At 39.4% G+C, this 14,158-nt stretch carries 12 protein-coding genes and 3 pseudogenes; 10 read left to right on the top strand and 5 right to left on the bottom strand.

The window, feature by feature from the left end; genetic code table 11:
• The first annotated feature begins 78 nt into the window (after window positions 1-78).
• Together JMX48_RS13545 and JMX48_RS13540 are read left to right on the top strand one after the other, a co-directional pair.
• Entirely contained in the window at window positions 79-1,089 is a 1,011-nt protein-coding gene (locus JMX48_RS13545; RefSeq protein WP_201538667.1) for a DNA-binding protein, read from the top strand.
• Between the two features lie 1,006 nt (window positions 1,090-2,095).
• Window positions 2,096-2,593, top strand: a pseudogene (locus tag JMX48_RS13540) (IS3 family transposase); the annotation flags it as partial.
• Between the two features lie 244 nt (window positions 2,594-2,837).
• Here JMX48_RS13540 and JMX48_RS13535 read toward each other — a convergent pair.
• Together JMX48_RS13535 and JMX48_RS13530 are read right to left on the bottom strand one after the other, a co-directional pair.
• Window positions 2,838-3,536 (bottom strand): LrgB family protein, encoded by a 699-nt coding sequence (locus JMX48_RS13535; RefSeq protein ID WP_201538665.1) that lies wholly within the window; start codon window positions 3,534-3,536, stop codon window positions 2,838-2,840.
• A 9-nt stretch (window positions 3,537-3,545) separates the two neighbouring features.
• A complete protein-coding gene (locus tag JMX48_RS13530) occupies window positions 3,546-4,037 on the bottom strand; it encodes a CidA/LrgA family protein (protein ID WP_201538663.1) in 492 nt (163 codons plus the stop codon).
• Window positions 4,038-4,172: 135 nt separating this feature from the next.
• Here JMX48_RS13530 and JMX48_RS13525 point away from each other — a divergent pair, with 135 nt between their 5' ends.
• From JMX48_RS13525 to JMX48_RS14135, 4 genes and pseudogenes are all read left to right on the top strand, one after another.
• A complete protein-coding gene (locus JMX48_RS13525; RefSeq protein ID WP_068406606.1) occupies window positions 4,173-5,063 on the top strand; it encodes a LysR family transcriptional regulator in 891 nt (296 codons plus the stop codon).
• 9 nt (window positions 5,064-5,072) lie between these two features.
• Window positions 5,073-5,261 (top strand): annotated as a pseudogene (locus tag JMX48_RS13520) (integrase core domain-containing protein); the annotation flags it as partial.
• 71 nt (window positions 5,262-5,332) lie between these two features.
• On the top strand, window positions 5,333-5,683 hold the full coding sequence (locus JMX48_RS14140) for an IS630 transposase-related protein (protein WP_227688043.1): 351 nt from the start codon (window positions 5,333-5,335) through the stop codon (window positions 5,681-5,683).
• Window positions 5,634-6,176, top strand: a complete 543-nt coding sequence (locus JMX48_RS14135) for an IS630 family transposase (protein WP_413786374.1) — start codon at window positions 5,634-5,636, stop codon at window positions 6,174-6,176. The genes JMX48_RS14140 and JMX48_RS14135 overlap by 50 nt, the downstream gene beginning before the upstream one ends.
• Window positions 6,177-6,498: 322 nt before the next feature.
• Here the strand turns inward: JMX48_RS14135 and JMX48_RS13510 are convergent, their stop codons facing one another.
• On the bottom strand, window positions 6,499-8,271 hold the full coding sequence (locus JMX48_RS13510) for a potassium/proton antiporter (protein ID WP_201538661.1): 1,773 nt from the start codon (window positions 8,269-8,271) through the stop codon (window positions 6,499-6,501).
• Window positions 8,272-8,443: 172 nt separating this feature from the next.
• Between JMX48_RS13510 and JMX48_RS13505 the strand changes: the two genes are divergently transcribed.
• Window positions 8,444-8,803, top strand: a complete 360-nt coding sequence (locus tag JMX48_RS13505; RefSeq protein ID WP_144297953.1) for a hypothetical protein — start codon at window positions 8,444-8,446, stop codon at window positions 8,801-8,803.
• A 746-nt stretch (window positions 8,804-9,549) separates the two neighbouring features.
• Here the strand turns inward: JMX48_RS13505 and JMX48_RS13500 are convergent.
• Window positions 9,550-10,008 (bottom strand): DIP1984 family protein, encoded by a 459-nt coding sequence (locus JMX48_RS13500; RefSeq protein ID WP_025651570.1) that lies wholly within the window; start codon window positions 10,006-10,008, stop codon window positions 9,550-9,552.
• A gap of 27 nt (window positions 10,009-10,035) precedes the next feature.
• Here JMX48_RS13500 and JMX48_RS14270 point away from each other — a divergent pair.
• Window positions 10,036-10,219 (top strand): annotated as a pseudogene (locus tag JMX48_RS14270) (DDE-type integrase/transposase/recombinase); the annotation flags it as partial.
• Window positions 10,220-10,680: 461 nt separating this feature from the next.
• Here the strand turns inward: JMX48_RS14270 and JMX48_RS13490 are convergent.
• Window positions 10,681-11,127 (bottom strand): hypothetical protein, encoded by a 447-nt coding sequence (locus JMX48_RS13490; RefSeq protein WP_201538659.1) that lies wholly within the window; start codon window positions 11,125-11,127, stop codon window positions 10,681-10,683.
• A gap of 253 nt (window positions 11,128-11,380) precedes the next feature.
• Here JMX48_RS13490 and JMX48_RS13485 point away from each other — a divergent pair, with 253 nt between their 5' ends.
• Both JMX48_RS13485 and JMX48_RS13480 read left to right on the top strand, forming a co-directional pair.
• Window positions 11,381-11,800, top strand: coding sequence for a PPC domain-containing protein (locus JMX48_RS13485; RefSeq protein WP_062846051.1), 420 nt, complete (start codon window positions 11,381-11,383; stop codon window positions 11,798-11,800).
• 477 nt (window positions 11,801-12,277) lie between these two features.
• Complete coding sequence (locus JMX48_RS13480) at window positions 12,278-13,861, top strand: Fic family protein (RefSeq protein ID WP_193007321.1); 1,584 nt, start codon at window positions 12,278-12,280, stop codon at window positions 13,859-13,861.
• The last annotated feature ends 297 nt before the right edge of the window (window positions 13,862-14,158 follow it).

The raw sequence follows: 14,158 nt of genomic DNA, 5'->3' as shown, positions 1-14,158 counted from the left end.
GTTGTATATTATATTATACTACATACAACATAATACAAACGCTACATATTTACTCATACAAAATTAAGGACAATAATTATGGCCATTACTACTCAGCAAATTCATGCTACCGCTGATCAACTGCACGAACAAGGTATCAAACCTACTTTAGCCGAAGTGCGTAAGGCGCTGGGTGGTGGATCATTCACGACCATCAGTGAAGCCATGAAGTCTTGGCGTCAGGATAACCAACAAGAAGAGCAGCTAAGACAGGTTGAGCTACCAAGTGGCATTGCTGAACGCTTACAAACGCTTGGTGCGGATATGTGGCAGACGGCCATTGATATTGCCAATGATCGTCTGGTTAAAGAACGGGAAGCTCTAGAGAGTATTAAGGCCAAATCTCAAGCTGAGACAGACGAGGCACAAGAGGCGGTTAAGACACTAGAGAGTGAGCAGACTGATTTGTTAGAACAGCTCGATGAGGTCACAGCAACTGCAGAGGCAACGGCTATCACCGCAGCTCAAGTGACTGCTGAACGGGATATGCTGACACAGACACTCAGTGATACTCAGCACCAGCTAGAACTTGAACGAGCTAAAACAGCGGCAGCTCAGGCCCAACTTGGTGACCTGCGTAGCAGTTTTGATCAGCAATCAAAAGAGCTGAGTGCCAACATATCGAAGGTGGCCACGCTTGAAGCCAATGCTAATAGCGATAAAGCAGAGATCACACGTGTGAAGACAGAGCTTGAAGCAGTCAAGATTGAGCTAAAAACAGTGACTACTGAGCACAACCAAATAATGAACATTACAGCAGAGGTAAAAGGAGAATTAAAAGCGATAACCGCTGAACGTAATAAGTTATTAGGGATCAATGAGCAGCTGACTCAAAAGCAAGCTAAGCTTGAAGCAGATCATCAGCTGCTTGTTAAGCAACACAACACATTAAATCATGAGAAAACTTTGCTTAGTACTGAGCACACTGCTTTAATTGAGCAATATAATGAGCTTTCAGTTAACTATCAATCAGAACAGGAAAAGAGTAGCTCATTGACTGCAGAGATTGAAAAGATGCGAGAGACAATTAACACTAAAAGCATCAGTTAAACTTAGTAATAGAGGCCTATTAACAATAAATAAGTCAATCCCGTTCTATTTACACTAAGCTTATGAATCAACCATGACAATATCGACTCACTGAATAAATGATGGTTGTATAATAAATATTCTAAATTTTTCTCTGGACTCTTATAGTATATAGCCTAGTGGGCTATATACTACTTAAATTAGCCTAAGTAAATTTATGCTGATTTTGGAGCCTTGAGCAGATTTCAAGGAACACTCACCCTAAAGCAGTTATGAGTATAATAAAAATACTCACAAATGCTTTAGGGTATTCCTTGGATTTGATGTGATTAGTCATGCCGACTTCATCGCCCATCGCATCATCAAGACCGTATCACTGTATCAAGCTACGGCTGTTATGATTACGGCTGATAGCACCGCCTAGACACGCTCATAACCGCTACTGTGCTGTCATACGCTAGCAAGGGCGTTCGCCCAATATACCGCTACGATATGCACAAGTAACCACTCATTGCGTTGCTCTGATCCTTTGTCTAGTAACCCCTGTAGGGAGCTCACCCTTATGTCAAACGCAGTCGTCACCGAGGCCTGCCACCCATTTGACGGGTAACGGGTACAGAGAGAGCAGCACGAGGATGTAACGAGCGAACAAGCAGTTTTTAAAATGTATAGCAAATAGAGTTGATATGAAAGCAGATTTTGGATAAAATGACCCTAAACGGGCATTTAATGCTGTTCAAATAACGCACTGCGTATGCTTATTTGTTCGTTACAGCGTGTTGACGCACACTGTAACCGTTATCTACATTTAAAACTAAATGCCTCTGGGAGTCAACTCCCAGAGGCATTTTTTTGTCTAGTCCTTTGATAAGATTTTCGTAAAATTTTTAGGCACTGATACAATCAATTGGTTTAAGTAATTCAGATCGCTTTGGCAGTGTCATACTCTATCAAAAAAACTATCTGAACCGCCTCAGGTTTTTCGGAGAAACGGCGTTCTGAGAGAGTATGAAAAAATAGGGACGGTTCAGACCTCACTTATATCAAGACTTTCCGGGGCTGGGTATATACCGCCTTCATCATTGACGTATTTGCCCGCTGTATTGTTGGCTGGAAGGTGTCTAATCGTATGAATACTGATATGGTGATGGCAGCGTTAAACCAAGCCATTGCAGACAGAAATAACCCAAAAGATGTGATTCATCATAGTGATCGCGGCGTTCAGTACTTATCCATTCGCTATACTGAGAAAATGGCTAATTCTAGCGTCATTGCATCTGTTGGTACGACGGGTGATTCATACGATAATGCGTTAGCTGAAACGGTTAACGGGCTTTATAAAACAGAGGTGATTGAATATTTAAAACAGCAGTGGCAAGGTGTGAGTGAGGTTGAATTAGCAACCCTTGAATGGGTCGATTGGTCTAACAAAACTCGCATTCATAGTACGATTGGTTATGTATCGCCTTTTGAGTTTGAGAGACGATACTATGATAGTCTTACTGAGTCAGACAAAGTTGCCTGACTCAAGCAATCAACTCTCCGATATAGTCGGGGCGGTTCAGTCATTTATTTTTATTTGATCTTAAATAAGATAAGTTAATAGGTTGAAATTTAAAAGGAATAAAGCTCATTACATTTAGTTAAAGTCGAATTAACTTTAGAAAGAAAACGGAAATTCATACGTTTTTTTATTGTTTATCTGTTAGTGATAATGGCTGTTATTATATCTATTCTTAATATGGATTAGGGTCTCTATATATATTTGTTTAAACTTGCCCAAATAACATTACGCCATGTATTAATGAAGGACCTAAGAATATCATAAATAATCCCGCTAAAATCATTGTTAAACTGGCTATAACGCCCTCGTCCTCATTGCGCTGACTTGCCCGGGCTGTACCAAAACCGTGTGATGCATTACCAAATGCGATTCCATTTGCAAGATGGGAGCGAATACGAAAAAAAGTCAAAATCATATCCCCTAAAATCATTCCCACCATCCCTGTAATCAAAGTAAACAATGAAACTAAAGAGGAAGATCCGTGAATTTTTTCAGATAAGTCTAACGCAAATGGTGTCGATATTGAACGGGCCATCAAACTATAGGTCAAGGTCTTATCAAAATGGAATAACACAGCAAATATATATATGCTCAAGACCCCCACTATCATCCCAACAGTTATAGAAGCGGTCAAAGACAAAGCATGTTGACGTATTAAACGACGATATTCATAAATAGGTATAGCAAACGCAACCGTTGCGGGGGCAAGTAACTGCACAATCCAAGCTGTATCCTTCCAATAAGTATCATAAGAGATATTAAAGATAATCATTAATGAAAGCGTTATTACTGGAACCGTGATAGCTGGGTTTAGCCAAGATTTTCGATAGCGCACATAGATTACTTTAGCCATATAATAAGCAGCTAATGTCCAAATGAGACAAAGGATTGACCAGACATTCATTGTAAATCCTCACGCATTATCATTATTTCTTAGGTTTAATTGGGCTTTATGAATCTGATGTCGATACAATCTACGTTGCAAACGGTGCACCATAATAAAAGTTAATGCTGAGCTTAACATCACCATCGCGGTACTTAAGATAATTGTCAGCATTAATTGCCAGCCCTTACTGATAAATAGCGCCTTGTATTGAAGTATTGACATCATAAGTGGGATAAACATTAATACTAACTCACCCAAAACAAATTTTGCCCCCAGTCTGACCCAGTTAACCTTGATAGCACCACTCATTAATAAGATCAGCATTAAAAATACTCCTAAGACGCCTGAGGATACGGGCAGATGCAATAACTCAACCAATATCGCAGCACAATACCAGACAGCTGCGATAATAGCGCATTGCATAAGGACATGAAGCCATGATTGGCGACAGAACTGTTGAAGTTTAAGTTTTTTTTCAGCTACAAAGGGTAGGGATAAGCGAATATTAGGATTACGCATAATAATTGTTGTTTGTTGATTAGAGACTACTTATTATAAAAATACCCTAGTCATAAATTATGAATTATATTTTTATTTTTATTCCCAATTCCTATAATAAATTTCATTATCCCTCCTAACCATGGTTTATTATTTATGATAACTTTGAAACAATTACGCTGCTTTGTGACAGTCGTAAAAACAGGTGGGTTTCTTCAAGCCAGTATTCAACTCAATTTAACCCAACCCACCGTTACCAAATCTATCAGTAATCTTGAAGAATATTTAGGCGTAGCTCTGTTTGATAAGCCTTTGACTCATAGAAAAAAGCGGCTAGTTAATTTAACGGAAATTGGCGAACACCTCTATATTCAAGCAGTTGATATCTTACAAAAGGCAGATAATCTTGAACAAACAGTAGTAGATTATCAGCAATTAATAGGTGGTAAATTGCGTTTGGGGATTTCACCGTTAGGCAGTGAAATACTAAGCAAAGCTATTTTTAACTTTTATCAAATGCATCCTAGTATAGAAACTTCACTTATCGAAGATGGTGCTGAGTCACTTAAGCAGGCCCTTCTAGAGGGGCAACTTGATGTGGCAACATTGATGAAGCCGATTGACGATGATTTTGACTACTTGTCGATATGTTGCTATCCAGTGGTGGTCGTAGCAAATAAAAACCGTATGGGTAAGCAAAAAACCAAGGTAACACTTAAGTCACTATCAAATGCACCCCTAATTTTATTTACCTCCAATTCATCATTTACTCCGATGATTATAGAAAACTGTCAATCACTAGGTTTTGAACCTAATATTATTTGCCAAACCAATCAGTGGCACTTGCTTCTTGACATGGTAAAACAGGATATGGGCGTGACTCTTTTGCCTCAATATTATACTCAAAAGTTGGATTTAACAGGATTAGTCTGCTTGCCACTCACCCAACCTCAGTTAAAATGGGAGCTTGTCATGGCTTGGCGCCGTCATCGCTTGCTTACACCAAGTATGCAAGCTTGGCTTGATAACATAAGAAAAAATATATAACCAGGCCTTGATAATGCTTTGGCTGAAACAGGGCATAGGTTATACAAAACAGAGGTGATTGAATATTTAAAAGCAGGTTGGCAAGGTTTAGCTAATGTACAACTTACGACATTGAATTGAGTAGATTGGTTCAATAAAAAGCGTATACACAGTGCATTGGGCTATGTATCGCCTTTTGAGTTTGAGAGCCTTTCCTAAAAAGTGTGTATAGTCTAATCCAAATAAAACCGATACAACCCTATTAACAATTGCATTTAATGAAATAAACGATGACTTATTCAATAGACTATCGCAAACAGGTACTTTCTAGCATCACTGATGGTATGACCATACGAGAAGCTGCGCTATTTTATGGACTTAGCATCAGCACCATTCACAGCTGGCAGAAGAAATTAGCGCCTAAAACAACCAGAAATAAAGCACCGACTAAAATACCTGATGACGCATTGATTGAAGACGTAAAAAGATACCCAGATGATTATAACTATGAAAGAGCTCGTCGCTTGAACTGTAGTAAAACGGGCATCTTTAATGCTTTAAAGCGTCTTGGTATCAGTCAAAAAAAAGACCTTGGAACATCCAAAAGCGTGTCCGATAAGAAGAGCGATATTCCAGAGTAGGCTTGATCGCTTTACGCAGCAAGGCTATCCCATTGTCTATATGGATGAAAGCGGCTTTGAGGCTGAAACCATTCGTTCTCATGGCTATGCACCGATTGGTAAACCCTGTATCGATAGCTACAACTGGCAAGCTTCGAGACGTACTAATGTCATCGGAGCTCTCTATGAAAAAATGCTATTTGCGCTTGATTACTTTGAACACAATATTAACAGCAGCATATTCTACCACTGGTGCAAATACACGCTAATCCCAAGTCTTAAAACTAAATGCGTGATTGTCATGGATAATGCTCGATTTCATAAGAGTAAGCGTATTCAAAAGCTACTTAATAGACATGGTCATCGTATTTTATGGCTGCCGCCGTACAGCCCTGATCTAAACCCTATCGAGAAAAAATGGGCACAGGCTAAGTTTCTACGCCAAGGATGGATGGAGAATAATCTACCTAAACTGTTTCATGATATGGGCTGTATCGATTTTATAAAGACTTAACTATATGCAGAATTGTCACTGTGTTTTTTATGCTTTGGCTACTAAAATAACATATATTGATAATAATTCTAAGCATAAGACACTGATTAAATAGAATTATGCTACGTAGTTTAGCTTCTGTATTAGCCTTACTTAGAAAAATGCGAATTCCTCTCACAAATAAAATTTTGCTATTTTGGGTATACCCTAGCGAGACCAGTAAAACAGACCATAATTTGAGCTAATAAGTTACCTAAAATGGACAATGTTCGCAGGACTATTAATTGTCTTAAATGGTTGCCTTTCAGCTAATAGTCCATATTATGTCTAATAATAATAGATACTATGCCACTGCTGGCTTTTCTAGTTGTTTTAGTCCAATCGTTCTCAGTCTTCCTTGGCCGTCAACTTCTTTAATGACTAATAACCACTCCTTATTAATCACAACCGTATCGCCTGCTACGGGTGCCATCTTTAAGCTATCCTTAATATATTCAGCAACCGTTTGTTCCCACATATTTTTCGTGTTCAGGGTATCTTCTAGAGATTCGAATTTCATCCTATCGGTAAAGAAAGGCACATCTTTAAGTTTGACACTCGGCGATAGCATCCAATCGCCATAAAAATCATCGATGGCTCTACGGTCTAACGTAGTGTCATTAAAGACAGTCGCAATCTGATCGGCATAATCGCCACTCATGGCATACCATACGCTATCGCCAAATTTGAGCTTAGTCTTTTCATTAATTGCCAAGATTTGCTGACCACGCACCAAGGCAAAAACATGGATTCCTTCAGAGCTGATACGTGTAGATATATCCCTCGGATGACGACCAATTGCAAACGCGCCTAACTTTACTTCAAATTCATACAACGTAATACTTGCTCTATCTGACACCCACACTTCATGCTCTTCTTTTGGGCCCTTATTGTTAGGAATACGCACCTTAAACAGATTGGCCATAAAAGGAATGGTCGTCCCTTGTAACACCAACGATAAGACCACCACCCCAAAAGCGATATCAAACAGCATAAAGGCATTGTCCACCCCTGCAATCACTGGCAACATGGCAAGGGTAATGGGCACCGCACCACGTAAGCCGACCCAAGAGATAAAGCCGATCTCTCTATTTTTAAATTTAAACGGTAAAACACTGGTATAGACTGCAATAGGACGAGCCACTAAAATCATAAAGGCAGCAATGGCCACTGAATAAGGCCAAACTTCAAGAACGTTCGATGGCGTGACCAATAGGCCCAATACCACAAATAACACCGCTTGCGACAACCACGCAAAGCTGTCCATCACGCGCATGACATGCTCAGTTGAGCGTACCTTATGGTTGCCAATCATAATACCAGCGATAAAGACCGCGAGAAACCCACTACCGCCCAGTAAGTTAGTGGCAGAAAACACTGCTAAACCCGCCGACATTATTAAAATGGCATACATACCTTCTGCCAAATGTATCTTGGGTAATAATCGAGATAGGAAATAGCCAAAGAACAAGCCCATTCCTAAACCAAAACTAAGCTGTTGTAATAGTAGGCCTAAGAAGCCTAGCGCTGTCTGTCCGGCAGGATCAACATTTAAAGCAATCAATCCAGTGACTAACAGAATCGCTAAAGGGTCGTTGGCGCCCGACTCTAATTCAAGCGTGGCTTGGACACGATCATTTAATTTAACACCGCCATTACGCAACAGTGAAAATACCGCTGCCGCATCGGTTGAACCCACGATTGCTGCCAGTAATAAGCCAAAGCGCCAATCGACATCCAGCAGCCATGTGACGAATACACCCAGTATCATGACTGTCGCAAGTACGCCCCAAGTAGCCAGTGTGATGGCTGGTTTTAAGCCAACTCGGAATGATTTAACAGAGGTGCGCAACCCGCCATCTAACAAAATACAGGCTAAGGCTGCTTGTCCGACAAAATTGGCTATCGCATATTGAGAAAATTCAATACCCAAGATACCTTCTTCACCAGCAAGCATCCCGACGACTAAAAACAATAGCAAAAGTGGAACACCCAAACGCGCCGATAACGTACTTGCCATGATACTGGCGAAAATTAATACTGCTCCTACGAGATACACGATATTTAAGGTATCCATGTTTCATTAAGCCCTATTTTATAATACTAAGCTGAACTAACCAGAACGGGAGTAACATTTACCCATTGCTTTCAACAGTTAATTATTGTTTTAACATGCTCCTTAAGAATAACTGAGCTATGCTTGTATGTTAGTAAATATCTTATTCTATTATTGCTAAACGAGTCATATTATGAAAAAAGAGACACTGACAGGACTATCTATTATTACATTTGCAGCATTTTATATTTGGATTCAAAATGGCAGTAACCCATTTGATAAAAAAAGAAATACTGAACTCGAACAAGCTCAAAAAACATCAAAGATTGCATTGCTAACGAAGTGCCAGAAAGCAGTACAGCCCATGCTTAAAGGCTTTAAGTCTATGGACATTAAACGAAAAAACACAGACTACAGACGATTAAATAATGGTAACTTTGAAGTCATAACACATTACTACGCTGAAGATAGTTTGGATGCGGCTCCGCTCATTATCGTCGACTGCTTATTCGATAAAGATGGCAGTTTATTAGAAACAGCGCAGGTTAAATAACTTCCAGTATAGCTATGGAGCTGTAGTAGATAAGACTTTAAATAACACACCTTTTTCTCAAACTTTTAAGCTGCTCATGCTGCTGGCCATTTGCTCAGCCAGTTTTTTAATGTCAGATTGAGTAGTCATTGCTTATTCTCCTGCTATTGGATTATAAGCAGTTACACAGTTTTTAGGAAAAGCTTCTCAATCTGGCATTAAGTTACTGATTCATTTCGGGTATACCCGAGTGGAAACAGCTATATCACCCTTTAAGCCCATTGATAGACCGTTTAAAATAGACTAATGCAGTAAAACCACTTCAAGCGTACTATTATTACGCCTATAATCTATTGTAAGTATGCCTATGATAAACCGATTTCACTGGTTCGGTACCCTAGTGAGGACTTGAATGGAGTCGTGGATTAGAGAGGTTTAACACGGGGTGTTGAGTTTGGTAAATGCGTAGTACTCGTAGATGACGCTCTTGATAATCGGCGTATCAAGAGGCATTAAACGTAAAGTTGAAACCGACTGTCAGTATCTGGTAGTAAGGTCTAAGTAGTACCTTGTGAGCTGTGACGTGTTCGGGGCATAAGTAGTAAAAAAAGCGTCTACCCGCAACGCATGACAAACACTACAGTATGTTTTCAACCCCCTGTTGTGTAGGTAAGGGGTCTGACACTCGCCCAATCGGTTCCAATAGGTGGTTCTATTCATTTATGACTATAAGAATAGAAAATTATAAATTTAGTAGTCTACAAATCTTATTCAACAAGGTTAATTTGCCAGTTATTGGCTTGAATGACAATATTAATTTTGCGTAGTTTCATCGCCAGGTCATCGGCTTGCTTTTGTAACCCAGCTACTGAGACCATAATATTCCATTTAATTTCACGATGACTATAACGATCTGCCTCAGTGTCAGTCGCTTCAATTGCTTCAATTAATAGTTTGTGGCGCATCTCCAACGCCTCGCGTTCAACCAATAGCGTCAGCATTGATTGATCTTTATCCGTCTTAGCAACTGCATTGGTACGGTGAATACGTTCAATCAAAGTAGATAGCTCAGTAATGACTTGACTAGCCTCAATCATTAGATGACTTGGATCTTCATTTGGCGTATCGCCTTCTTGAACTTTAGCATTACTACGAATACGTCCTTTAATTTGAGCAAGTTTTTTTTGCATATCGCTACGAATAAGTAGGGCTTCTGCGAGTTTCATTTTTAGCTCCTTTTAACACCTTATTAGTATACTGCGTTTATTATAGATGTGTTTGTCCGTAGTATTGTTGGCTGGAAGGTGTCTAATCGTATGAACATCGATATGATGATGGCAGCGTTAAATCAAGCCATTGCAGACAGAAACAACCCAAAAGACGTTATTCATCGTAGTGATAGAGGCGTTCAGTATTTATCTATTCGTTATACTGATCAGATGGCTGATTCTGGCGTTATTACCTTTGTTGGAACGCGGGTAATTCATATGATAATGCATAGTACGATTGGTTATGTATCACCTTTTGAGTTTGAAAAGCAATATTATGATAGTCTTAATGAGTCAGGCAAAGTTGCCTGACTCAAATAAAACGCTCTCCGATATAGTCGGGGCGGTTCAGATAGCCAACTGGTTTAATATTATTCCGGTATATATGGGGTTAAAAAACGCACTAAGGCAGTGATTATTAAGAGTATTAGAAGAAGGAGTTGATATTTTATAAATCGTTCTGGGATAAATAAACACAGCACAGATACTATAAAAATTCCTATAATTTCAATCAAATTAGATAGACTTTGAGAGCCAAATCCTAGCCCAGTTAATACGACCCACAAAAATGATGGTAAGAATACTAGGCTAAATTTTTTCAATGGTTTATTCATAGGTTAGGCTTATCTTCTATGTGGGCGCAATTTCTATTGCACCGGCAACGGCACAACCCTGATATACTTCGCCTGCGTAAGTTAATATTGCAGTAAGTTCATTTTGATAGCCATTGTCATCGATACAAAGGTTATTTTTTATATTCACAACAATAGGCTGTCCATTGATAATACTCGCGTATTCGACACCTTCAGTATTGACAGAACCAGAACCCACCACGATAACTGTTGCTGTCGTTGGCTTTAAGAAATTCGCCTCTATACTTAGCTCATTTCCTTCAATCACTATTCGCCAAATTTTTTCTTTAGCGGTGTTTCCAAAAGCAGTAAATGCCGCTGACGCTACCGGCACTTCTATTGTAGGCTGCTTACTCAGATCCGTGGTGTCGGCACGATGGTTATTACAAGCCACTAGAGCTAAGCTGCCCGTTAAGCACATTGTCGTTAGAAGCAAAGAACGCATAATTTTTCCTTTAAATATAATAAGAGAACACCACTATTTAGCAGTGTTCTCTTTGTTTACGTGATGAAATTCAGGTTTTTACTACCATAAGTAGGTTTACGGTAGAACTAGAAGTTAGGGTCGTTACAGGTGGCCTTATTCAGTAACTTACCAACGTACTCTCTATATTAGTAATACTAATATAACATATCTATAAAGGTTGACAGTGTGGAGTAAGATAAAATCGTTTTTTTACTGTTTGAGTGTTTAAAATATGAAAAACTTAACTGCTGCTATTCTAATTGCGCTTCCTGTTCTAATGGTAAGTCCTACAGTAATGGCCGCATCTTCAGATGCAGTGGCTAAAACTGTTGATGTTCAATTTAAAAAAGGCGCTAGTTCAGCTAACTATTATGGGAAATTAAAGGGTAGTAAGTATGATTCCTATACATTTTATGCCAAAAAGAACCAAAAGCTTTCTGTTAAAACAACGGGAGGGAATGTAGATTCTTATTTATTTAATAAGAATTTATCAGATTCTGTCAATGTAGGAGAATATTCCTCTGAACTAGATAACCAAGGTTATTACAAGCTTCCATATTCAGGTAAATATGAATTGCGTATTCTTCAGCCACGTTCTCAAGCTTCTAAAGGAAAAACACCTCCATATTGGCTAGAACTATCTATTCTATAGGTATATAAGCTTAATAATGGAGACCTTCCTAAATTTTGTGTAAGTATTTAATCTAAACGTCAGTTACACAGAATCTGGGATGGTCTCAATTATGGATGATAAAAAATTTCTCTTACAATCATTATGGATAATCGGTCTAATTCTGTTATTAGCAATCCTTCTTTCGATTAGGTTTGCCAAAATGTTGTAATGCTTATAATTGCTGTATTTTTTTGATAAGTATTGATGTGGGGGATTACCGCATTATTTACAGAAATGGGTACTCTATTACTACGTAGCTATGTTAAGAACGGTGTATTTACCTCATTCAATTTGAACTCATTATATCCACTCAATACGCCTTTTGATCTTTATTTACAGGTATCACAACGTCATATAAAAATCGATTTAATGCAGTAAGGCTTGATAATAACCATTATCTTGCATTCATAATCGCTTTTCTGCAAAATGGCTTATCTATAATCGCTTGAGCCACTCATGATAAACACCCCTACCTCAGACCCTATTGGCGCAGCATGGCTTATCCGTCATGCAAGCATCGAGCTGGTTGTCCCTTTATATGTCAGCAGTAGTATCGGTGGGCGCAGGCAAACCTATAAAGAGGGTGATGTTATCCATAACGCTTATCAGGAAACTGCGCGGCCACTGGACACAATTATTGCGCACTTACAGTTTCACATGCGTCATGAAGTACTGAGTTTAGAGTTACTGACTCGTTTGTTTGAGCAGATAGGGGCTAATGACGTACAAGCATGGGTAAACGCTGAGCCCACAGGCAGCTATGCCCGTAGAATGGCTTTCTTGTATGAATGGCTCATGGGTCAGCAGTTAGCAGTACCGAGTAATTTAGGCGGTAACTATGTGGACGCTTTAGATGCTAAGAAGCAGGTTACTTCAAGCCCTGCGCATGTCATAAAGAATGCTCGTTGGCGTATCAATGACAATCTTGCAGGAACCCGTCATTTCTGTCCTCAACTGGTGAAAACAGAGGCATTTACGAAAGCCGCTGCACTCGATATTGCCACAATGGTTGACAAGCTGAACGATGAATTTGGGCAAGACTTACTGATGCGTGCCTCCGTATGGATGACATTACGAGAGAGTAAAGCCAGTTTTACTATAGAAGGTGAAGGGAAAGAGTTAAAACGTATTGAACGTTTCGCCGATGTAATGGCAAGGCGTACCGGCAAGGGCGATATCCCGCTTGATCCTGAATCACTAGCAGAGCTGCAACAAGAGATACTCGGCAGCAAAACGGTTATCCAGCAGTATGGTGTCCGTCAATCACCAGTTTTTGTGTCGCATACTCAGGTCAATGGCTTTAAAGAGATTGTGCACTATATCGCGCCACCTGCTGATGACATTGCTGAAAAGCTCAAAGGGTTACTGGCATTTATGGAAAAGACCGAGGGACAATCGGCACTGATACGTAGTGCGGTTGCTTCCTTTGCTTTTGTGTATATTCATCCGCTGGCTGATGGCAATGGCCGAGTACATCGCTTCTTAATTAACGATGTACTCAGACGCGACCAGGTCATTCATGAGCCGATTATCCTACCTATATCGCAAGCCATCGCTGAGCATCCCTCAGACCGTCATGCGTATGATAAAATTTTAGACCGTGTATCCGTGCCACTTATGGAGCAAATCCGTGATCATTACAGCTTTGATAAACAGGCGGTTACTTACCCTGATGGTATTCGCTCAAACTTAAATTTTGAAAACACTCACCTCATTCAACCTGCATGGCGCTTTATGGATCTAACGCCTCACGTTCAGTACTTATCAGGACTCATTGCTCACGTTATTGAAAAAGAGATGCATAACGAGTCACAGTACCTAAGAAAGCATGACTATGCACGATTGGCGATAAAAGAGATTGTTGAGATGCCCAACAGCTATGCCGATAGAATCATTCGCAGTATGCTACAAAATAAAGGCACTAAGAGTAATAAGCTACTTAAGGACTATCCTTTTTTAGCAAATGAGGCAGTTTGGGATGACATTTTCTCTGTCGTTGTAGAGACCTTTAAAGATGAAGCAAATGGTTTGAATAGTTAGAACAAATCCTGCTATACGCAGGAAAATCTGCCTTGATAATCAAGCTCAAGCTAGTATTAGTATCATCGTTGCGATAATGATTCGTTTATAAAAGATTCGGCTAAAATACTGCAACCTGAAACGTAATCAATATTTTTCTTACTTAAACAGAATATATTAGAGGAACTCTAATAACAGACCATTTTTATTTGACAAGGTTATTACAGATCCTCAAAATAATTTTGAGTATTTGAGTATTTGAGTATTTGAGTATTTGAGTATTTGAGTATTTGAGTATTTGAGTATTTGAGTATTTGA

Source organism: Psychrobacter immobilis (genome assembly GCF_904846225.1).
Classification (GTDB): Bacteria; Pseudomonadota; Gammaproteobacteria; order Pseudomonadales; family Moraxellaceae; genus Psychrobacter; species Psychrobacter immobilis_F.
Note: the sequence above shows the minus strand (reverse complement) of the source record. Positions and strands in the feature narration are given on the sequence as shown.

Excerpts from the sequence above, each read along its gene's own strand:
- JMX48_RS14140 (WP_227688043.1), top strand. The coding sequence starts at position 5,333 with ATGACTTATTCAATAGACTATCGCAAACAGGTACTTTCTAGCATCACT.
- JMX48_RS13545 (WP_201538667.1), top strand. The coding sequence starts at position 79 with ATGGCCATTACTACTCAGCAAATTCATGCTACCGCTGATCAACTGCAC.
- JMX48_RS13510 (WP_201538661.1), bottom strand. The coding sequence starts at position 8,271 with ATGGATACCTTAAATATCGTGTATCTCGTAGGAGCAGTATTAATTTTC.
- JMX48_RS13525 (WP_068406606.1), top strand. The coding sequence starts at position 4,173 with ATGATAACTTTGAAACAATTACGCTGCTTTGTGACAGTCGTAAAAACA.
- JMX48_RS13530 (WP_201538663.1), bottom strand. The coding sequence starts at position 4,037 with ATGCGTAATCCTAATATTCGCTTATCCCTACCCTTTGTAGCTGAAAAA.
- JMX48_RS13505 (WP_144297953.1), top strand. The coding sequence starts at position 8,444 with ATGAAAAAAGAGACACTGACAGGACTATCTATTATTACATTTGCAGCA.
- JMX48_RS13490 (WP_201538659.1), bottom strand. The coding sequence starts at position 11,127 with ATGCGTTCTTTGCTTCTAACGACAATGTGCTTAACGGGCAGCTTAGCT.
- JMX48_RS13500 (WP_025651570.1), bottom strand. The coding sequence starts at position 10,008 with ATGAAACTCGCAGAAGCCCTACTTATTCGTAGCGATATGCAAAAAAAA.
- JMX48_RS13480 (WP_193007321.1), top strand. The coding sequence starts at position 12,278 with ATGATAAACACCCCTACCTCAGACCCTATTGGCGCAGCATGGCTTATC.
- JMX48_RS13535 (WP_201538665.1), bottom strand. The coding sequence starts at position 3,536 with ATGAATGTCTGGTCAATCCTTTGTCTCATTTGGACATTAGCTGCTTAT.
- JMX48_RS13485 (WP_062846051.1), top strand. The coding sequence starts at position 11,381 with ATGAAAAACTTAACTGCTGCTATTCTAATTGCGCTTCCTGTTCTAATG.